Genomic DNA, 18,009 nt, shown 5'->3' with positions numbered 1-18,009 from the left:
GTAGAAGGGCTTCGGAGGCAGGGTGGCTTCGGTGGGCAGGAAACGGGCGCAGGTCACGCTGACCGACGTCGCCAAACGGGCGGGCGTGTCGGTGGCGACCGCGTCGAAGGCACTCAACGCGCGCGACGAGGTCGCGCCGGCGACCCGCCGCCGGGTGCAGCAGGCGGCCGAGGAGCTGTCGTTCCAGCCCAACGTGCTGGCCCGCGGCCTCATCTCGGGCAACACCCGCACGATCGGCCTGCTGACCGACGAGCTGTCGGCGGCCCGGTTCGCGATCCCGGTCCTGCTCGGCGCCGAGAACGCGCTGGGCAACGAGCAGATGAGCGTCCTGCTGTGCGACGCGCGCGGCGACGCGATCCGCCGCCAGCACTACATCCGCACGCTGCTGGCCCGCCAGGTCGACGGCTTCATCATCCTGGGCGACGCCAACGACCTGCGGCCGTCGCTGACCCGCGACATCCCGGTCCCGGTCGTGTACGCCTACTGCGAGTCCGACGACCCGGCCGACCTGTCGATCGTCGCGGACGACGCGGGCGGCGCCCGCCTGGCCGCCGAGCACCTGGTCTCGCTGGGCCGCCGCCGGATCGCCCACATCACCGGCGACCACTCGTACCGGGCGGCCCGCGACCGCGCCGCCGCCCTGACCGCGGTGCTGTCCGACGTGGGCCTGCCCCTGGTCGGCGAGCCGCTCTTCGGCCAGTGGTCGCAGCGCTGGGGCCGGCACGCGACGGCCCGCCTGATGGCCTCGCACCCGGACGTGGACGCCATCTTCTGCGGCAGCGACCAGATCGCCGCGGGCGTGACGGAGGCGCTGCGCGAGCTCGGCCGCACGGTCCCCGACGACGTGGCGGTGGTGGGCTACGACAACTGGGAGGTCTTCGCGGCCGAGTGCCGCCCGCCGCTCACGACGGTGGACCTGAACCTGGAGCAGCTGGGCGCGACGGCGGTCCAGCACCTGTTCGCGGCCCTGGACGGCGACCGCCACGGCGGCGTGATCCGCCAGCCGGGCCGCCTGGTCGTCCGCGAGTCGACGGGCGTGGCCCCGACACCTCGCTGATTGGCCCGCCCCAAGCACACTCATGATCGATGGCGCGTTCCGGTTGTCATGGCAACCAGAACGCGCCATCGATCATGAGCCAGGCCCGCCACGGCCGCTCCATGATCGTGGGAAACATCTGGCTGCCACGGCGACCAGATGTTTCCCATGATCATGAGGCTGCGCTCGAGCGGGCCGGTCGGGGTGGCTGGGGCCTCCCCCCTTTTTGGTTGAAGTAGGCAGAAGTTGTGGCTGGGAAGCGCTCTCTGTTCCGAGTATTGACTGGATCGTGGTGAACGTCGATACTCTGCGCAGGGAGTTTGACGTGGAGTGACGGAAACGGTGCCATGTCGATCCATGAGTCTCAGTCGTCGCAGCGGTCCGCCAACCGCGCGCGGGTCGTGCAGGCCCTCCGGCAGCACGGGGCGATGAGCCGCAGTGCGCTCGCCGAGGTCGGGCTGTCGCGCTCGACCGTCGCCGGGGTCGTCGGCGAGCTGCTCGACGCCGGCACCGTGGTCGAGGTGGCCGACAGCCCGCGGCGGGACCGGGTCACCGGGCGGCCGCCGGGGCTGGTGGCGCTCAACGGGCGGCTCGGCGCCGCCGTCGGGGTCGAGATCGCCAACGGGATCGTGCGGGTCGCCGTGTGCAACGTCGCGCGCGAGCTGCTCGTGCACGAGTCCGCGCCGGCCGACGACACCGGCTCCCCCGCGGAGACGCTGCGCGTCGTCGACACGCTCGTCGACAAGCTGCTCGCCGCGACCGGGTACGAGCGGCGCCAGGTCATCGGGGCCGGCGTCGCCATGCCCGGGCCGATCCAGCGGCGGACCGGGCTGACCGGCCGGGCCTGCACGCTCAAGCCGTGGGTCGGGCTCGACGCCCGGGCCGTGGCCGCCGAGGCGCTGCGCCTGCCGGTGCTCGCCGACAACGACGCCAACCTGGCCGCGCTCGCCGAGCTCACCTGGGGCGCGGCGCGCGGGCTGAGCGACTACGCCTACATCTACTCCGCCACCGGCATCGGGGCCGGCTTCGTGCTCAACGGGGCGCTGTACGTCGGCGCCAACGGTACCGCCGGCGAGATCGGCCACACCACGATCAACGAGGACGGTCTCGTGTGCGAGTGCGGCGGCCGCGGCTGCCTCAACACGCTCGCCAACCCCGACGCCATCACCCGGCAGCTCTGGCAGAGCCACCGGCGCCGCCCCTCCATCGAGGAGGTCATCCGGCTGGCGCACGACGGCGACGCCGGCTGCCGCCGGGTCCTGGCCGACGCCGGCACGCACATCGGCGTGGCCATGGCCAACATGTACAACCTGCTCGACCCCGAGCTCATCGTGCTCGGCGGCAACCTCGCCGCCGCCGGCGCGATCATCATCGACCCGCTCCGCCAGTCGATGATGCGCCGCGCGATCCACGCCGGAGAGGCCGTGCCCGCGGTCGTCGCCGGCGCGCTGGACCAGGAGGTGGTCGTCGTCATCGGCGCCGCCGCCGCGGTCCTGCGCGACGCCACCCGGTTCCCGCTGCCCACCGCCTGACCGAGCCACCGCAGCACAGCAGCACGACGGCACCGCGCGCCAACGCGGCGCCGCGACGCATCAGCTCCGATACATCAGGAACGATGCATCAAAAATGATGCATCAGAAATGGTGGATCGGGGCGGACGCGCCGAGGAACCGGAACGGCCGAGAACGCCGAACGGCCGAGGACAACGACACGGAACGGCCGTGGAAACGGGAACGGCCGAGGAAACGCCGAGCGGCTGAGCGAACGAGACAGCCGAGCGGCTGAGGAAAACAGAACGGCCGAGAAAGCCGAGCGAACGAACGACCCGAATTACGGAACCGCCGCACGAAGCACGCCGGACCCGCCCGAAGCCGGCGTGAACGCAACGGCCAGAGCCGCAACGACCCTGGCCGCCCTGCCGCACACAGCGAAATGCGGGCATGACCACCGATCGCGGCGCCAACCGTGATCGATCGCCGAGGCCGCGAGCGCCAACTCGCGGCCCACTCCACCCTGAGGTGAAAGCCCCATGATTCTACAACCGATCCCCCGCCTCCTCGCCGCCGCGACAGCGCTCGTGCTGGCCGCGGGCATGATCGCCGGCTGCAGCGACGGGCCGGCCGCCGAGAAGGGCGCGGACAAGGGCAAGCTGAAGATCGCCCTCTCCAACTCGTTCATCGGCAACGGCTGGCGGGTCGAGATGGAAAACGTGTTCAAGGCGGCGTGTGCGATGCCGCCGTACGTGGACCAGGTCGAGTGCTCGGTCTTCAACGCCGGCAACGACGTCGCGACGCAGACCCGGCAGATCTCCAACCTCATCGCGCAGGGCGTCGACGGGATCGTCATCAACGCCGCGTCGACCAGCGGGCTCAACGGCGTCGTGCAGCAGGCCTGCGACCGCGGGATCGTCGTCGTCTCGTTCGACAACACGGTCGACGCGAAGTGCGGGCTGACCGTCAACACCGACCAGGTGAAGTTCGGCGAGCAGCTCGCCCAGTTCGTCGTCGACCAGCTCAAGGGCCAGGGCAACGTCGTCATGATCACCGGCGTGGCCGGGACCGGGGCGGACAACGACCGCAACGCGGGGGCGAAGAAGGTGTTCGAGGCCAACCCCGGCATCAAGGTCGTCGCCACGTACAGCGGCATGTGGGACTCGGCGACCGCGCAGCGCCAGACGGCGGCCCAGCTGCCGAGCCTCCCCCAGGTCGACGGGCTGTGGGTGTCGGGCGGCACGGACGGCGCGATCAAGGCGTTCGTCGAGGCCGGGCGCAAGGTGCCCGTCGTGGGCGGCGAGGCGGAGAACGGCTTCCGCAAGTACATGGCCGGCATCTCCCAGCCGAAGGTCAACGGCATGTCGATCGGCCAGCCGCCGTTCCTGTCGGTCATCTCCCTCGAGCTCGCGCGGGCGGTCATCAAGGGCGAGCACCCGAAGCAGAGCATCACCATCCCGTTCCCGATGGTCACCTCCGACACCGTGAAGGTCGGCGAGACGGTGTTCCCGGACCTGCCGGACAGCTTCTTCGCCGACTTCACCGACTCGGGGCCGAACGCGACCGTGGTGCTGTGCCAGGAGGCGGCCACCGACGGCACCCCGTGCCCGGGCAAGACCCTCTCCGTGAAGCTGGGTTCCTGACGGTGGATCCGACCCAGGTGGCCACGCTCGAACGCACCGACGCGGTGCGGGCCGAGGGCGTCGACCGGGCGTTCGGCGGGGTCCAGGCTCTCCGGGGCGCGTCCTTCGCGGCGCGCCCCGGCGAGATCCACGCCCTCGCCGGGGAGAACGGCGCCGGGAAGAGCACGATGATCAAGGTGCTGTGCGGGCTGGTCCGGCCCGACCGCGGGGAGGTCAGCGTCGACGGGCGGCTGGCGGCGGCGTTCCAGGAGCTGTCGCTCATGCCGGACCTGACGGTGGCCGAGAACCTGCTGCTGCAGCGGCCCCCGCGGGGCCGGTCGGGGCTGGTCGCCCGGCGCCGCCTGGTGCCCGAGGCGGCAGCGCTCCTCGAACGGTTCGGCGCCGAGGGCATCCCGGCCGGCGCCGAGGCCCGCGCGCTGTCGGTCGCCCAGCGGCAGGTCGTGGAGCTGGTCCGGGCCCTCGCCGCCGAGCCGCGGGTGCTCATCCTCGACGAGCCGACCGCCGCGCTCGCCGAGCAGCAGGTCGCCTGGCTCTCCGCCCACATGCGGCGGCTGCGCGACGACGGCTGCTGCGTGGTGTTCACCTCGCACCGCTGGCGGGAGATCGAGGCCCTCGCCGACCGGGTCACCATCTTCCGCAACGGCACGCACGTGACGACCCGGGAGCGGCTCGGCGAGACCGAGGCGGTCCGGCTGATGAGCGGCCGGACGATCGCCGGCACCTACCCCGACATCACCGCCATCCGCAAAGGTCCGACCGCGCTCTGCGTCAAGAACCTCGACGGTGTCTCGTTCGACCTCCAGGAGGGCGAGATCCTCGGCATCGGCGGCCTCGCCGGCCAGGGGCAGCGGGAGCTGTTCCTGACGCTCTTCGGCGCGCGGAAGGCCACCACCGGCGAGGTCGCGTTGGCCGGGAAGCCGGTCACCATCCGCCACCCGCGGCACGCGATCCGGGCCGGGATCGGCATCGCGTACGTGCCGGAGGACCGCAAGGCCGAGGGGCTGCTGCTGCCGCTGTCCATCCGGGACAACCTGGCCCTGGCCACCCTCGACCGCCGCGCGACGCTCGGGTTCGTGCGCCGCGGCGCCGAGGCCCGGGCCGTGCGCGACATCATCGAGCGGCTCAGCGTCCGGCTGCGCTCGGCCGGCCAGCCGGTCGGCACGCTGTCGGGCGGCAACCAGCAGAAGGTCCTCATGGGGCGGTGGCTGCTCACCGACGCGCGGGTGCTGCTGCTGTACGACGTGACGCGGGGCGTCGACGCGGCGACGAAGCACGACTTCTACGTCCTCGTCGCCGAGCTCGCCGCCCGCGGCATGGCCGTCCTGCTGTACTCCAGCGAGACCGAGGAGATCGCGCACCTCTGCCACCGGGTCCTCGTGCTGCGCGAGGGCCGGGTGACCGCCGAGCTGGCGGGGCCGGTGGGCGACGCCGAACGGATCGTGGCCGCCGCGATCAGCGACAAGGAGGCCGGCAGTGCCTAAGGTCATCGGCTACGCCGTGCTCGCCGCGACGTTCACGGCCTACCTCGTCGTCTACACCACGAGCCTCGGCCACCTGCCGACCTCGTTCGACTACCTGTCGCTGCTCAACACCGCGCTGCCGCTGGTGCTGGTGGCGGCCGGGCAGAGCCTGGTGGTGCTCACCGGCGGCATCGACCTGTCGGTCGGGGGCATGGTCGGGCTGGGCGTGGCGATCATGGCCGCGACGTCGGGTGGGGGCCTGGCCGCGAGTCTCGGCTGGATCGCCGTCGTGCTTGCCGCGGGGTTGCTCTGTGGTACCGCGAACGGCCTGATCGTCGCGAAGGGCCGCATCGCGCCGATCCTCACCACCCTCGCCACGCTGTCCGTCTACAGTGGACTGGCGCTGAAGGTACTGCCGGTCCCCGGCGGCTCGGTGGCGCCCGAGGTGCGGGCCGTGCTCACCAACCCCGACCTGCCGACCGCCCTGCTGTGGCTCGGCCTGGTCGTCGCCGGCTGGCTGGTGCTGCGGCGCACCCGGTTCGGCATGCGGGTCTACGCCGTCGGCAGCGACGAGACGGCCGCCCGGGCGGTCGGCGTCCCGGCGGCCCGGGTGAAGGTCGCCGTCTACGCGCTGTCCGGCCTGTGCTCGGCGCTCGCCGCCGTGTTCTACGTGGCGACGACGACATCCGGCGACCCGAACGCCGGCACGTCGTACATCCTCACGTCGATCGCCGCCGTCGTCGTCGGCGGGGTCGCGTTCAGCGGCGGGCGGGGCAGCGCGCTCGGCGCGATCGCCGGGGCGCTGTCCCTGACGCTCGTCGTCGACGTGCTGTTCTTCGCCGGCATCGACCCGCTGTACCAGTCGCTGTTCCAGGGCCTGTTCCTGGTCGTCGCGGTGCTGCTCGGCGGCGCCACCCTGCGGCTGCGGAGGGCTGCCTCATGATCGGGCCGATGCTCGAGCGGGTCACGCCGGACACTCGCCGGATCGCCTACGCCGTCGCCGCCGCGGGCGCGATCCTGGCCGCCGGGGCGATCGTCCACCCGGGCTTCGCGTCGTGGACGAGCCTGCGCGCCATGATCATCGTGGCCAGCTTCATCGGGTTCGTCGCGGCCGGGCAGATGCTCGTCGTGCTCGTCGGCGGCATCGACCTGTCGATGCCGTGGGTGCTCAACGGCGCGGCGATCGTGGTCACCACGACCAGCCTCGGCCGCACCGACCGGCTCGGCCAGGCGGTGCTCGCCGCGCTCGCGGTCGGCGCCGCCGTCGGGCTGGCCAACGGCCTCGGCGTGGCCTGGCTGGGGGTCCCGGCGGTCGTCATGACGCTCGGCATGAACGGCGTCATGGAGGGGCTGTCGCTCGGCCTGTCGAAGGGCCTGACCTGCCCGTCGTGCGCGTCGTACGTGCCGGACCCGCTGCACCGGCTGGTCGTCGGCCGGCTCGGCCCGGTGCCGACCGAGCTGCTGGTGTGGGCCGGGGTGGCGCTGTTCGTGACGGTGCTGCTGACGTTCACGACGTTCGGCCGGCGGGTGTACGCCGTCGGCACCAACCCGCGGGCGGCGTTCCTCGCCGGCGTCCCGGTCCGGCTGGTGACCGTCGTGCTGTACACCCTCAGCGGGGTCTTCGCGGCGTTCGCCGGCATCGCGCTGGTGTCCTACGGCGGGCAGCCGTCGCTCGGGCTCGGCGACCCCTACCTGTTCGAGTCGATCGCCGCGGTCGTCGTCGGGGGCGTGTCGATCCTCGGCGGCCGCGGGCACTACGCCGGCGTGGTCGCCGGGTCGGTGACGCTGGTCGCGATCGTGACCCTGCTGCAGGCGCAGCGGGTGCCGGAGTACGGCCGGGACGTCATCTACGGCCTGGTTATCCTGGCGATCCTGTTCACCTACGGCCGGGAGCGTGCCGATGATTGAGATTCTCTCCGGTACCGCGTGCGCCCTCGGCGAGAGCGCCCTGTGGGACCCCGACGGGCAGCGCCTGCACTGGGTCGACATCCTCGGCGGCACCGTGTTCACGCTCGACTGGCGCACCCGCCGCACCACGACGCTGGACCTGCCCGGGCCGGTCGGCTCGGTCGGCCTGCGCGCGGCCGGCGGGCTGGTCGCGGCGCTGCGCCATGCCGTCGCGGTCTGCGACACCGAACTGGTCACGGTGGTCGCCGAGCTGGAGACCGGCCTCGACGGCAACCGCTGCAACGACGGCGCGGTCGACCCGGCGGGACGGTTCTGGTTCGGCACCATGGACCTCGCGGAGGCGGCCCCGAGCGGCGCCTTCTACTGCCTGCACCCGGACGGCACGCTGACCCGGGCGTTCGGCGGGATCGTCTGCTCGAACGGCCCGGCCTGGAGCCCGGACGGCCGCACGATGTACCACGTCGACTCGACCCGCCGGCGGATCAGCGCCTACGAGTTCGACGTCGCGACGGGCACGGTCGGGCCGGGCCGGCTGTTCGTGTCGGACGAGGCCAACGGGTGGTACCCCGACGGCGTGACCGTCGACGCCGACGGCTACGTCTGGAACTGCAAGTGGGACGGCGGCCGGATCGTCCGGTACGCGCCCGACGGGCGGGTCGACCGGGTGGTGCCGCTGCCGGTGCGGCGACCGACCCGGTGCGCGTTCGCCGGCCCGGACCTCACGCTGCTGGCGGTGACGAGCGCCGCGACCGGCCTGGACAACCCGACCCCGGAGGACGGGCACACGCTGCTGCTCGACCCCGGCAAGGGGGTGCGCGGCCTGCCGCCGGCCAGGTTCGCCGGCTGAACCGGCGTCAGCGCAGCTCGTCCAGCGCGGCGGACAGGGCGGCCAGCTCGTCGTCCACCACCGAGTCGACGTCGCCGCGGGCCGTGGTGGCCAGGGCGGCCGCCACGGCCACCGCCACGGCGGCGTCGGCGGCCCGCTCCAGCCTGAGCAGGGCCAGGCCGAGGTTGTGCAGGTGGCGGTCGCGGACGCTGCGGCGCTGGCGGCCGGTCAGCCGGCGGCTGGGGTCGCGGCGCGACCGGCCGGCCGTCACGTGCGCGGGCGCGGTCGGCACCAGGGCGGCGAGGCGCTCGGCCCGCTCCAGGGCGGCCAGCAGCCGCGGGGCGCCGGCCAGGAGCCGGCGGTGGGCCGGTGACATGGGGACGAGGGTGTGCAGGGCCCGCCAGTACCGGGCGTGCGCCTCCTCGGCCACCTCGAGCAGGTGCCGCGGCGTCACTGGTCCTCCCCTGCCGCGCGATAGGTGACCGGGAGCCAGGCGGCCCGGTGGGCCTGGTCGACGCCCGCGCCCAGGCCGGACAGCCAGGTGCCGACGTCGGTGGCGTGCGGGTGCTCGTGCAGGCGCAGGCCGATGCGGGCGGCTGCGTCGGCGATCCCGGCCAGCTCGGCCCGCACCAGCAGGACCCGGTCGCGCAGCGGCAGGGTCGGCGACGGGCCGAGGCTGCCGGTGAGGTCGCCCAGCGGGTCGGCGGCGAGCGCGGCGACCAGCGCCGGGGACCGGCCGGGGCCGTCGGGGTCGAGGAAGGCGCCGAGCTCGGCGGTCCGCCGGGCGGTGTCCAGCAGCGCCACGAGCGACGGGCGGTGGCCGTGGACGCCGTCGCGGACCGGGCCGGGCGGCAGGGCGGCCACGACCCGGTCGAACGCGAGGAGGGCATCGCAGCACTCGGCGTACCAGACCCGCCACGGTCCCGAGCCGAGCGCCGGGGTCCACGCGTCGCCGGCGCTGGTGCCCTCGGCGATCCGGCGCCGCCGCGCCCGGGCCCGGCGCCGCTGCAGCCAGCCCACTCAGGCCTCCGGCACGGTCGTGAACAGGGCGGTCAGCCGCGCCGGCAGGCCCGCGGCGTCGCGGCCGCCCGAGGTGGCCAGCGCGATCTCCTCCACGGCCCGGGCGACGGCGGTGAGGTGCGCGACCGCCGCGACGAGCCGCTCGTCGATCTCGGCGGCGGCGCCGGCGAGCTCGGGCCGCTCGCCCGGGCGGGTGCCGTCGGCGAGCGTGGTGTCGTCGTCGGGGGCGACGGCCTGGCCGACGGCGGCGATGCGGGTGTACCGCCCGGCGCGCAGCCGCACGACGTGCAGCAGCCGCTCCAGCTCGTCGCGCACGGCGCCCGGCGGCACCCCGTCGACGGCCGCCCGGCAGCGCTCGACGGCGGCGCCGAGCCGCTCGGCGTGGCGGTGCCAGTGGCCGGTCCCGGCACCGCCGCCGGGCCGGTCGCCGGGCTCGCGCAGGCTCACCGGCACGCCGGGCTGCCCGATCTCGGCGGCCAGTGCCCGCACCCGCCCGGGATCGGCGGGCCGCGGGTCGGGGCGCCCGGGCACGGGCGGGCGCAGCCGGAGCGGACGATCGTCAGCTGTCACGCTCTCCAGTCTCAACGCCGACGCAAGGGCTTGCAGCCCAGTGCGGGACGGTCCACCATCTCCGGTATGCATCGGCCACCCGTCCCCGGCCCAGGAGGCTGACCGCGATGGCGTCCGCCGCGATCGAGACCGGCCACGGCACGATGCCCGCCTACATCGCCACGCCGCGGGCGACCGGCCCGCACCCCGGCGTCGTGGTCATCCACGACGCCATGGGCATGGGGCAGGACGTGCGCAACCAGGCCGACTGGCTGGCCCGGGAGGGGTTCCTGGCGATCGCGCCGGACCTGTTCTTCGACGGCCGGCGGCTGCGCTGCCTCGGCACCGCGGTCGGCGACCTGCGCCGCCGCTCGGGCCGCACGTTCGACGACGTGGAGGCGGTCCGCCGCTGGCTGGCCGAGCGGCCGTGCTGCACCGGCCGGATCGGGGTGGTGGGCTTCTGCCTCGGCGGCGGGTTCGCGCTGCTGCTCGCGCCCGGCCACGGCTTCGGCGCGGTGAGCGCCAACTACGGCATGCTGCCGAAGGACCCGGCGGCGGCGCTGGCCGGCGCCTGCCCGGTCGTGGCCAGCTTCGGCGCCCGCGACCTCACCCTGCGCGGCGCCGCGGATCGCCTCGAACGGGCGCTTGCAGCCAACGACGTGCCCCGCGACGTGCGCGAGTACGCCGGCGCGGGGCACGGGTTCCTCAACGACCACAAGGGCGCCGGTGACCCGACGCCCGTGCTGGTGCGGCTGGCGAAGCCGGTCCTGCGGTTCGGTCCGCACGAGCCGTCGGCGGCCGACGCCCGGGCCCGGATCGTCGCGTTCTTCAAGGCCCACCTGGCGGGGCCGCCCGCAGACGGCCCCGCCGAGGCGGACTCCTAGACGGTGTAGGGGATCGTCAGCGTCGACTGGCGGCCGTTGGCGGCCGAGGCGTCGATGCGGACCGTGGTGCTGGCGTTGCCGATCGCGTTCCAGACCTCGAGCCGCACGCAGCCGCCGCTCATCGCCGCGAGGGTGCCGCTCGACGAGGCGAGCCCGGCCGCCTGGGTGTACTGCTCCGTGCCCGCGACCGGGTCGGTGGCGAAGTAGCGGTAGGTCTCGACGCGCCCGTAGGTGCCGCCGCCGGTGAAGTCGTACGAGACGCGGGCCTGGACGCCCTGCGCCACCGCCGTGCCGGCGTCGACGTGCAACGCGAAGGCGGTCGACCCGCCGTTGATGCTGCCGGTGATCCCGCAGGTCCGGTAGGTGACCGGGTTGTGCGGGTTGCCGTCCCAGTTGCCGTTGGCGGCGGTGATCGTCTGCGTCCCGGCCGCGGTGCCGGCCGTGGTGGCCAGCGCCGGCCCGCTGCGCAGGTAGAACAGGTTCGAGCCCGCGGGCGGGTTCGACGTCGGCGGCTGCGACGACGGGGGTTGCGACGAGGGCGGCTGGGACGACGGGGGTTGCGAGGACGGCGGCTGCGACGTCGGCGGCTGGGAGGTACCGTTGCCGCCGCTCCACGTGAATGCGCCCGTCGTCGCCGTCTTGCCCGCGCCCACGGTGAGGGTGCGGCCGTCGGAGAACGTCACGGTGACCGGGGCGGTGCCCAGGTTGGTCGCCGCGTACGTGCGGGCGCCGTTCTTGTTGAACACCGCGTAGAGCGGCGTGTTCGCGGTGATCGTCGTGTCGACCTGGCCGAGGGCCGCGAGGTTGCGGATCCAGTGGAACGTGTGGGCCCGGCTCTCACCCTCCTCCGGTGTGTAGCCGGGGTTGTTGCGCAGGTTCGTCAGCGCCTGGTCGCCGTTGCCGAGGGCCTGGAACGACCAGAGGATGTCCTGCCAGACCGTCGGCTGGCCGCCGTTGTTGGTGACCAGCTCGTTCCAGTTGGTGGTCACGTACGACGGGCGGTACCCCATGTAGAACGAGCCGCCGGTCACCGGCAGCATGTTGATGCCCTGGATCATCTCGGGCTCGCCGCTGAACCAGGTGGCGTAGGCGCCGCCGTCGCCCCAGACCATGCCGACGGTGCTGTGCCCGAAGGCGGCCGGGAAGTTCTGGTTCTGCGAGTCGAACCAGTACTCCTGGATCGCCTGCGCCTGGGTGGTGTAGATGTACAGGCCGGCGTCGCGCACGGCGGTGTTGCCGGTGGCGATGCCCCACTGGATGAGGGCGTTGGCGAAGTTCATGCCCTCCGACGACGACTCCTGGTTGTTGCCGGCGCCGAACGAGCCGTGGCCGGACGCCCAGTCGTGCCCGGCGTAGATGTCGAAGTCGCGCAGGAACGGGAACATCGTGTCGGCGCGGTCGGGGTTGTTGGCGTCGCGGATGAGCAGGTTCACCATGCCGCCGTAGGCGCCGTTCGCGGCCCAGGCCGGGTCGAACTTGGCGAGCGTGGCCGCGGCCGCGATGTAGTAGCCGTAGTGGAAGTGGTGGTCGTTGAGCTCCTGGTCGGAGCCGTACGACGCCGGGTAGCCGATGAGGGTGCCCCACGCCGCGTCGTAGGCGAACAGCCGGCCGGTCTCGCCGGAGCCGGCGGTGAACCAGTCGGTGAGCCGGGTGCGGATGGCGGCCAGCAGGCTGTCGCGCTGGGCGGTGCGGCCGAGCTGGTCGGCGATCTCGGCGGCGCGGGCGGCGCGGCCGAGGCCCTTGCCGGTCCAGTAGGTGTCGTTGCCGAAGGCGGCGAGCGGGTCGCCGGTGGCCACCTGGTCGAGGTAGCCGCCCAGGGTGGTCAGGTCGGCGCCCGAGGACGTCGCCACGGCGGGGATCTCCGGCAGTACCCCTTGGAACTTCGTGGCCGTCGTGAACGCTCCGGTGCCGGTCAGGATCTTCATCGCCCCGCGCGGGGAGACGTAGGTCTGCGTGATCGGCGTGCTGCCGCTGAGGCTCTTCCACTGGTGCGGGTAGAGGGCGACGACCGTGCCCGAGCCGGTGCCCTCGCGGGCCGTCGTGGTGAACGTGTAGGTCGCGTTCACCGTGCTCGTGGCCTGGTTGTACGACCAGCCGACGCGGGTGCCGGTGACGTGGTTGTGGGCGTACTGGCCGTAGGTGTTGGCCAGGGCCGTTCGGTCGGCGGCGGGCGTCGACGTGGTGGTGGGCAGCAGCGCGACCGAGAAGAAGTCGCGGCCGGCGAGGGCCGAGGTGATCGTGGTACCGCTGACCGTCCAGGTGGCGCCGGTCGGGGCGTAGGCCATGTAGTCGTGGCCGCGCACGGTGAAGCCGATCCGGTTGCCGCTGTTGGACCAGACGGCGGGCGCGCCGCCGAAGCTCAGCTGGGCGTTGCCGCCGGTGGTGCGGGCGTACACGAACGGCAGGCCGTGGCCGATCGTGGCGCGCAGGGTGCGGGCGCCGTCGGACCATGACGGCGTGACGGTCCAGTCGGTCCAGCCGTCGACGAGCGTGTTCGGCGCGTTGAGGCCGGTGACGCCGAGCGTGAACTCGGTCGCGTACGGGTAGTGGTACTCCCCCACGCCGGTGGCCGTGCCGGAGATCGCCGCGTCGGTGGTGTAGCCGACGCCGAGTCCGCCGGCGCTGGGCTGGAACGCCATCGGGTGCGCCTGCAGCGGCGTCGAGTAGGCGCAGTCGGTGCGCTTGAACAGCAGCGCCGACCACCAGTCGTTGGTCGGCACCGGGCCGGTCGGCGCGTTCGCGGTGACGAACTGACGGGGGTTGGTGGCGATGCTGCCGCAGCCGGTGGGCCCGGACGTGCCGGCCGGCCGGGTGGTGGCGTAGCTGCCGGAGCCGAGGGTGGCGGCTTCGGCGTCGGGGAGCGTCAGGAAGGTCACGACGGTGGCGACCACCGCGACGGCGATCGCGCCGGCGGCGAAGGGCCGGCCTCGGGCAAGGCGCATGAAGGGACTCCGTGTTTCTGAAGTGGCGGGCTTCCACAGGTCCCTGCGAATGATGCGGATCGCGGCGACCGATGTCAATGGTCACTTCGCGGAGAGCGCTCTCAAATCGGCGTCTGAGCTGGGAAAACGTTTTGAGAGCGCTCTCGGCTCACGGGCACGGCACACTCGATGCATGCGGATGCGGCTGACCGGTCGGTGGACCGTCGAGCTGGAGGGGGCGTGGGAGCGCCGCCGGCAGCGCCACGCGCAGCTGCCGGTGACCTGGACCGGGCCGGACGGCCTGCTCCAGGTGCTCGACGTGGCGACCGCCGGGTCGCGCGACGTGAGCGAACTGGACCTGCTCGCGATGCTCGCCGACGAGGTGCCGCCCGGCGCCGCCGGACGGCTGGGCGAGGCGGGCCGCGACGGGATCGGGCACCGCGCGGCGTGGCGCTTCCCCGACGCGCTGTGGGGATACACGTTCGTCGACGGCCGCTACGTGCGCACGGTGTTCGTGAGCGTCGATGCCGACCTGCGCTGGGCCTTCGCGGCCTGGCGGTCGATCCGCTACTCGCCGCTGCCCGGGGCGTGATCCGCCCAGTGGACCAGCGTGTGGTGCAGGGCGTCGAGGGCGCGGCGCCACGAGCCGTCGAGCGAGCGCGGGTGGGCGAAGCCGCCGTTGCTCTCCAGCACCGCGAAGCCGTGGAAGGCGCTGCGCAGCAGCCGGGCCGCGTCGGTGAGGTCCGGGTCGACCAGGCCGTAGCCGCGCAGCATGCCGTGGGTCAGCTCGAGGCTGCGGATCATGGCGGCCGTGCCCTCGGTCACCGCCGGGTCGAGCGGCCGCTGGGTCGCGGCGTAGCGGCCCGGGCGCTCGACGGCGAAGGCCCGGTACATGTCGGCGAAGGCCACCAGGGCGTCCTTGCCCGACCGGCCCACGACGGCGAAGGCGATCCGGTCGGTCATCTCCTCCGCGGCCAGCAGGGCGATGCGCGTGCGCAGGTCGTCGAGGCTCTTCACGTGTGAATACAGGCTGGCGTCCTTCACGCCGAGCCGCCGCGCCACGGCCGACACCGTGAGGGCGGGCAGCCCGACCTCGTCGGCGAGGTCCGCCGCCGCCTTCACCACGATCTCCGTGGTGAGCCCCTTCCTAGGGCTGATAACCATTTGCCTAGGATATCTAGGCAACGTACCGTCGGGCAAGTGAAGGCACTCTCCGAACGCGACATCCGCACGTCGTTCGTCAACTGTTCCAAGGGCGAGGCCCAGCGGGCGGCACTGCCGCGCGACCTCGCCGACCGGCCCTGGGCCGACCTCGACTTCCTCGGCTGGCGGGACCCGGGCGCGCTGGACCGCGCCTACGTCGTGGCCGAGCACGGCGACCGCCTGGTCGGCGTCTCGCTGCGCATCGCGGCCCAGCGGCGTGGCCTGCTGCACCGCGGCATGTGCTCGCTGTGCCTGACGACCCATCCGGGCTCGGGCGTGACGATGATGACCGGGCGCCGGGCCGGGCAGGCGGGGCGCGACGGCAACTCGATCGGGCTCTACGTGTGCACCGACCTGGCCTGCTCGCTGTACGTCCGGGGGAAGAAGCGCCCGGAGCTCGGCGGCCGGTTCGACGAGACGCTGTCGCTGGACGAACAGATCGCACGCACGCAGGGCAAGGTCGCGGCGTTCCTGGACCAGATCCTGGTGTCGTCGGCGCCACAGTCCGTCGGCACGGAACCCGACTGAACGCGGGCGGGCGGGCGGCCATGCTGGTCGCCGTGTCGAGCCTCAACTCGGGCGCCGGTGCCGCCCGCCTCACCGGCCTCATCCTGCTGCCGGTCGCCGTCCTGCTGTCGTTCGTCGCGCTTGCGCTGCGCGGCATCGAGCTCGTGGCGGTGGCCGGCGTGGCCGTCGCGCTCTTCGCCACCGGTGTACCGCTGCTCGTGATCGGGGCGCGCAACCTCGCCCGGCAGCGGCGGGTGCTGCGCACCGGCACCCCGGCCTTCGCGACCGTGACGGCGGTCGGCGGGGTGTCGGCGGACCGGGACGAGCACCAGGTGACCCGCATCGACCTGGCCGTCCCGACCGCGGGCGGGCCGGTCGCGGCGCGGGTGCGGCAGGTCGTGCCGCCCGCGCTCGCCGGGCTGGTCGGGCCCGGGGTGCTGCTGCCGGTGCGCTACGACCCGGCCGACCCCACGATCGCGGTGGTCGACTGGGAGCACGCGCAGGAGCCGCGGAACATCGGCGGTTCTGTCGCGCTAGACCTGGCTTTTGGTCTGCTCGGCTGATTCTATAGGAGGACTGATCGAAAGATTCAAGTCCTTCGGGTAGACGAAAGGCGCCGCCAATGCCGAGTCGTCGTCAACTGTTCGGTGCCGCCGCCCTGGGTGCGGCGGCTTCCACCACGCTCCTCGGTGCCGCTGACGCCGCACCCGCGGGGCGCCCGGACCGGGTGCCGCGCGACAAGATCAGCGTCCAGCTGTACACCCTCCGCGACCAGCTTTCCATCGACCTCGACGCCAGCCTGCGGGAGCTGCGTGCGATCGGCTACACGCGGGTCGAGCACGCCGGCTTCGTGGGCCGCACGGCCGCCCAGTTCCGGGCCGCGCTCGACGCCGCCGGCCTGCGGGCGACGTCCGGGCACGTCGGCATCCCGCAGCCGTTCGACGCGTCGGCCTGGGAGCGGGCCCTCGAGGACGCCAACGTGGTCGGGAACTCCTACGTCGTGCACCCGTTCTTCGGCCTCGACTTCGCGACCGGCCAGCCGATCCGCGACGGCGCGCGGTACCACGCGATGGCCCGCGACCTCAACCGCGCCGGCCGGCTCGCCCAGCGCGCCGGCCTGGACTTCGGCTACCACAACCACCAGCTCGAGTTCGTGCGCCAGGACGGCGGCAGCCGCCGCGGCTACGACATCCTCACCGCCGAGACGGATCCGGATCTGGTACATCTGGAGGTGGACCTCTTCTGGGCGTGGCGCGGCACCGCCGACCCGGTCGACCTGATCCAGCGCCACCGCGGCCGCATCCGCCAGGTCCACGTCAAGGACCTCGACACCAACGCGTCGTTTGCCGACCCGGGCGCGGGCCTCATCGACTTCGGCCGCATCTTCGAGCACGCCCGCGAGGCCGGCCTGGTGGAGTACATCGTCGAGCGCGACGACGCGGGCAGCCCGCCCCGCACCCCGGCCGAGGCCCTGACCACCGCCCGCAACGGCTACACGTATCTGGCGAACCTCCGCTTCTGAGGAGGTTCCGTGAAGGTCCTTCCGCGGCGGGGACCTCCCGCGACAGCATCACCGCATGCCGCTGACGTTCCCGTCGCACGCCGCCGCCGTCCTGCCGCTGAAGCTGTGGCGGCGGCGGTGGTTCGACGGGGTCGCGCTGACCATCGGCTCGGCTGCGCCCGACCTGCCGTACTCGCTCTCGCCGTACGTCAACTACAACGCCCACACGTGGAGCGGCATCCTGCTGTGCTGCGTGCCGCTCACCGTGCTGCTCACGGTCCTGACCCGGGCCGCCGCGCCGTCCGTCGTGGCGCACTTGCGGCCGTTCTTGACCGGTGACTGGGCGGTCCTCGGCGCCCGGCGGCACCCCTGGCCGGTGACCGTGGCCAGCGCCTGGCTCGGTGCGGCCTCGCACCGGCTGTGGGACCTGGTCACGCACGCGGCGAACGCCGACCGCGGCACGTCGCGGCTGACGTTCCTCGACGCGACCGCGTTCGCCGGCCAGCCGTGGTGGCGGGTGCTGCACTACGGCTCGACCCTGGTCGGCGCCCTGGTCGTGCTGGCCCTGGCCCGGCATGTCACCCGGACGGGCTGGCTGCGGGTGGGTGTGGCAACGGTACCGGTGGCGCCGCGCCGGCCGGCGGTGTTCTGGACCGCCGCCCTGGTCGTCTGGGTGCCCGGCGTCGCGGTACAGCCGTTTCTGGCCTGGTTCACCGAGCCGCAGGCGATCATCGTGCGGCTGCTGGAGGTGGGCGGGGCCGGGCTGCTGGTCGCAGCCGGGGTCGTGGCGTTCCTGAGTGATTCACAGGTTCGCTCAGGAAGCTCTTAGCGTCCTGGGAGCAGGCTCTCAGCATGGGGGACATTCGGGTCCACAGTGGACAACCGCCGCGGCTGGTGCGGTGGTACGCGGCCGCCGGGTGTGCGGCGGCGGCCATCCCGCTGGTCACGGGCGGGGGCGGGTACGTGCGGTTCGGCGTCGCCGGCGCGGCGGGGCTGCTCCTGCTGGCGCACGTCCACAAAGGACAGCTCGGCGGTGTCCGAGCAGCGCCAGCCCATCTTGT

The 18,009-nt window shown here is 73.4% G+C and carries 19 protein-coding genes; 14 read left to right on the top strand and 5 right to left on the bottom strand.

The window, feature by feature from the left end:
• The first annotated feature begins 31 nt into the window (after window positions 1-31).
• The 7 genes from ABZS66_RS14965 (at window position 32) to ABZS66_RS14935 (ending at window position 8,384) form a co-directional block, all read left to right on the top strand.
• Window positions 32-1,057 carry a LacI family DNA-binding transcriptional regulator gene (locus ABZS66_RS14965; protein WP_354757748.1) on the top strand — a complete coding sequence of 342 codons (1,026 nt, stop codon included), beginning with the start codon at window positions 32-34 and terminating at the stop codon, window positions 1,055-1,057.
• A gap of 407 nt (window positions 1,058-1,464) precedes the next feature.
• On the top strand, window positions 1,465-2,568 hold the full coding sequence (locus ABZS66_RS14960) for an ROK family protein (RefSeq protein WP_354757746.1): 1,104 nt from the start codon (window positions 1,465-1,467) through the stop codon (window positions 2,566-2,568).
• A 497-nt stretch (window positions 2,569-3,065) separates the two neighbouring features.
• Window positions 3,066-4,169: a sugar ABC transporter substrate-binding protein gene (locus ABZS66_RS14955; RefSeq protein WP_354757744.1), complete on the top strand. Its 1,104-nt coding sequence runs from the start codon at window positions 3,066-3,068 to the stop codon at window positions 4,167-4,169.
• Window positions 4,170-4,171: 2 nt separating this feature from the next.
• Window positions 4,172-5,650 carry a sugar ABC transporter ATP-binding protein gene (locus ABZS66_RS14950; protein WP_354757742.1) on the top strand — a complete coding sequence of 493 codons (1,479 nt, stop codon included), beginning with the start codon at window positions 4,172-4,174 and terminating at the stop codon, window positions 5,648-5,650.
• On the top strand, window positions 5,643-6,572 hold the full coding sequence (locus tag ABZS66_RS14945) for an ABC transporter permease (RefSeq protein ID WP_354757740.1): 930 nt from the start codon (window positions 5,643-5,645) through the stop codon (window positions 6,570-6,572). Before ABZS66_RS14950 ends, ABZS66_RS14945 begins: the two co-directional genes overlap by 8 nt.
• An 8-nt stretch (window positions 6,573-6,580) precedes the next feature.
• Window positions 6,581-7,537 (top strand): ABC transporter permease, encoded by a 957-nt coding sequence (locus ABZS66_RS14940; protein ID WP_354757738.1) that lies wholly within the window; start codon window positions 6,581-6,583, stop codon window positions 7,535-7,537.
• On the top strand, window positions 7,530-8,384 hold the full coding sequence (locus ABZS66_RS14935) for an SMP-30/gluconolactonase/LRE family protein (RefSeq protein ID WP_354757736.1): 855 nt from the start codon (window positions 7,530-7,532) through the stop codon (window positions 8,382-8,384). Before ABZS66_RS14940 ends, ABZS66_RS14935 begins: the two co-directional genes overlap by 8 nt.
• Before the next feature lie 7 nt (window positions 8,385-8,391).
• On the opposite strand, the gene ABZS66_RS14930 is transcribed toward ABZS66_RS14935, so the two are convergent.
• From ABZS66_RS14930 to ABZS66_RS14920, 3 genes are read right to left on the bottom strand one after another with little or no spacing between them, the layout of a single operon-like run.
• The gene (locus tag ABZS66_RS14930) at window positions 8,392-8,817 is read right to left on the bottom strand and encodes a hypothetical protein (RefSeq protein ID WP_354757734.1); all 426 of its coding nucleotides are present in this window, start codon (window positions 8,815-8,817) and stop codon (window positions 8,392-8,394) included.
• Window positions 8,814-9,383 (bottom strand): hypothetical protein, encoded by a 570-nt coding sequence (locus ABZS66_RS14925; protein WP_354757732.1) that lies wholly within the window; start codon window positions 9,381-9,383, stop codon window positions 8,814-8,816. The genes ABZS66_RS14930 and ABZS66_RS14925 overlap by 4 nt, the downstream gene beginning before the upstream one ends.
• Window positions 9,384-9,953 (bottom strand): hypothetical protein, encoded by a 570-nt coding sequence (locus ABZS66_RS14920; protein WP_354757730.1) that lies wholly within the window; start codon window positions 9,951-9,953, stop codon window positions 9,384-9,386.
• Window positions 9,954-10,060: 107 nt separating this feature from the next.
• On the opposite strand from ABZS66_RS14920, the gene ABZS66_RS14915 reads away from it, so the two are divergent.
• Window positions 10,061-10,816, top strand: a complete 756-nt coding sequence (locus ABZS66_RS14915) for a dienelactone hydrolase family protein (protein ID WP_354757728.1) — start codon at window positions 10,061-10,063, stop codon at window positions 10,814-10,816.
• On the opposite strand, the gene ABZS66_RS14910 is transcribed toward ABZS66_RS14915, so the two are convergent.
• Window positions 10,813-13,758 carry a glycosyl hydrolase gene (locus ABZS66_RS14910; protein WP_354757726.1) on the bottom strand — a complete coding sequence of 982 codons (2,946 nt, stop codon included), beginning with the start codon at window positions 13,756-13,758 and terminating at the stop codon, window positions 10,813-10,815. The two genes, ABZS66_RS14915 and ABZS66_RS14910, sit on opposite strands and share 4 nt — an antisense overlap.
• A 172-nt stretch (window positions 13,759-13,930) precedes the next feature.
• Between ABZS66_RS14910 and ABZS66_RS14905 the strand changes: the two genes are divergently transcribed.
• Complete coding sequence (locus ABZS66_RS14905) at window positions 13,931-14,329, top strand: hypothetical protein (protein WP_354757724.1); 399 nt, start codon at window positions 13,931-13,933, stop codon at window positions 14,327-14,329.
• On the opposite strand, the gene ABZS66_RS14900 is transcribed toward ABZS66_RS14905, so the two are convergent.
• Window positions 14,305-14,901, bottom strand: coding sequence for a WHG domain-containing protein (locus tag ABZS66_RS14900; protein ID WP_354757722.1), 597 nt, complete (start codon window positions 14,899-14,901; stop codon window positions 14,305-14,307). The genes ABZS66_RS14905 and ABZS66_RS14900 overlap by 25 nt on opposite strands.
• 36 nt (window positions 14,902-14,937) lie before the next feature.
• Here ABZS66_RS14900 and ABZS66_RS14895 point away from each other — a divergent pair, with 36 nt between their 5' ends.
• The 5 genes from ABZS66_RS14895 to ABZS66_RS14875 all read left to right on the top strand — a co-directional run.
• Entirely contained in the window at window positions 14,938-15,468 is a 531-nt protein-coding gene (locus tag ABZS66_RS14895) for an FBP domain-containing protein (protein WP_354757720.1), read from the top strand.
• A gap of 32 nt (window positions 15,469-15,500) precedes the next feature.
• A complete protein-coding gene (locus tag ABZS66_RS14890; protein WP_354757718.1) occupies window positions 15,501-16,010 on the top strand; it encodes a DUF3592 domain-containing protein in 510 nt (169 codons plus the stop codon).
• A gap of 59 nt (window positions 16,011-16,069) precedes the next feature.
• A complete protein-coding gene (locus ABZS66_RS14885; RefSeq protein WP_354757716.1) occupies window positions 16,070-16,969 on the top strand; it encodes a sugar phosphate isomerase/epimerase in 900 nt (299 codons plus the stop codon).
• Window positions 16,970-17,024: 55 nt separating this feature from the next.
• On the top strand, window positions 17,025-17,777 hold the full coding sequence (locus ABZS66_RS14880) for a DUF4184 family protein (RefSeq protein ID WP_354757714.1): 753 nt from the start codon (window positions 17,025-17,027) through the stop codon (window positions 17,775-17,777).
• A gap of 23 nt (window positions 17,778-17,800) precedes the next feature.
• Window positions 17,801-18,009 (top strand): hypothetical protein (locus ABZS66_RS14875; RefSeq protein WP_354757712.1); only part of this gene is annotated, 209 nt, incomplete at its 3' end.

The sequence above is a fragment of the Dactylosporangium sp. NPDC005572 genome, from assembly GCF_040605515.1.
GTDB lineage: Bacteria > Actinomycetota > Actinomycetes > Mycobacteriales > Micromonosporaceae > Dactylosporangium.
The sequence above is the reverse complement of the archived record's forward strand: the minus strand, read 5'-3'. Positions and strand labels throughout refer to the sequence as shown.

What these genes read in the sequence shown, in the direction of transcription:
- ABZS66_RS14905 (WP_354757724.1), top strand. Translation starts at nt 13,931, where the DNA reads ATGCGGATGCGGCTGACCGGTCGGTGGACCGTCGAGCTGGAGGGGGCG.
- ABZS66_RS14885 (WP_354757716.1), top strand. Translation starts at nt 16,070, where the DNA reads ATGCCGAGTCGTCGTCAACTGTTCGGTGCCGCCGCCCTGGGTGCGGCG.
- ABZS66_RS14955 (WP_354757744.1), top strand. Translation starts at nt 3,066, where the DNA reads ATGATTCTACAACCGATCCCCCGCCTCCTCGCCGCCGCGACAGCGCTC.
- ABZS66_RS14910 (WP_354757726.1), bottom strand. Translation starts at nt 13,758, where the DNA reads ATGCGCCTTGCCCGAGGCCGGCCCTTCGCCGCCGGCGCGATCGCCGTC.
- ABZS66_RS14915 (WP_354757728.1), top strand. Translation starts at nt 10,061, where the DNA reads ATGGCGTCCGCCGCGATCGAGACCGGCCACGGCACGATGCCCGCCTAC.
- ABZS66_RS14960 (WP_354757746.1), top strand. Translation starts at nt 1,465, where the DNA reads ATGAGCCGCAGTGCGCTCGCCGAGGTCGGGCTGTCGCGCTCGACCGTC.
- ABZS66_RS14900 (WP_354757722.1), bottom strand. Translation starts at nt 14,901, where the DNA reads ATGGTTATCAGCCCTAGGAAGGGGCTCACCACGGAGATCGTGGTGAAG.
- ABZS66_RS14940 (WP_354757738.1), top strand. Translation starts at nt 6,581, where the DNA reads ATGCTCGAGCGGGTCACGCCGGACACTCGCCGGATCGCCTACGCCGTC.
- ABZS66_RS14935 (WP_354757736.1), top strand. Translation starts at nt 7,530, where the DNA reads ATGATTGAGATTCTCTCCGGTACCGCGTGCGCCCTCGGCGAGAGCGCC.
- ABZS66_RS14880 (WP_354757714.1), top strand. Translation starts at nt 17,025, where the DNA reads ATGCCGCTGACGTTCCCGTCGCACGCCGCCGCCGTCCTGCCGCTGAAG.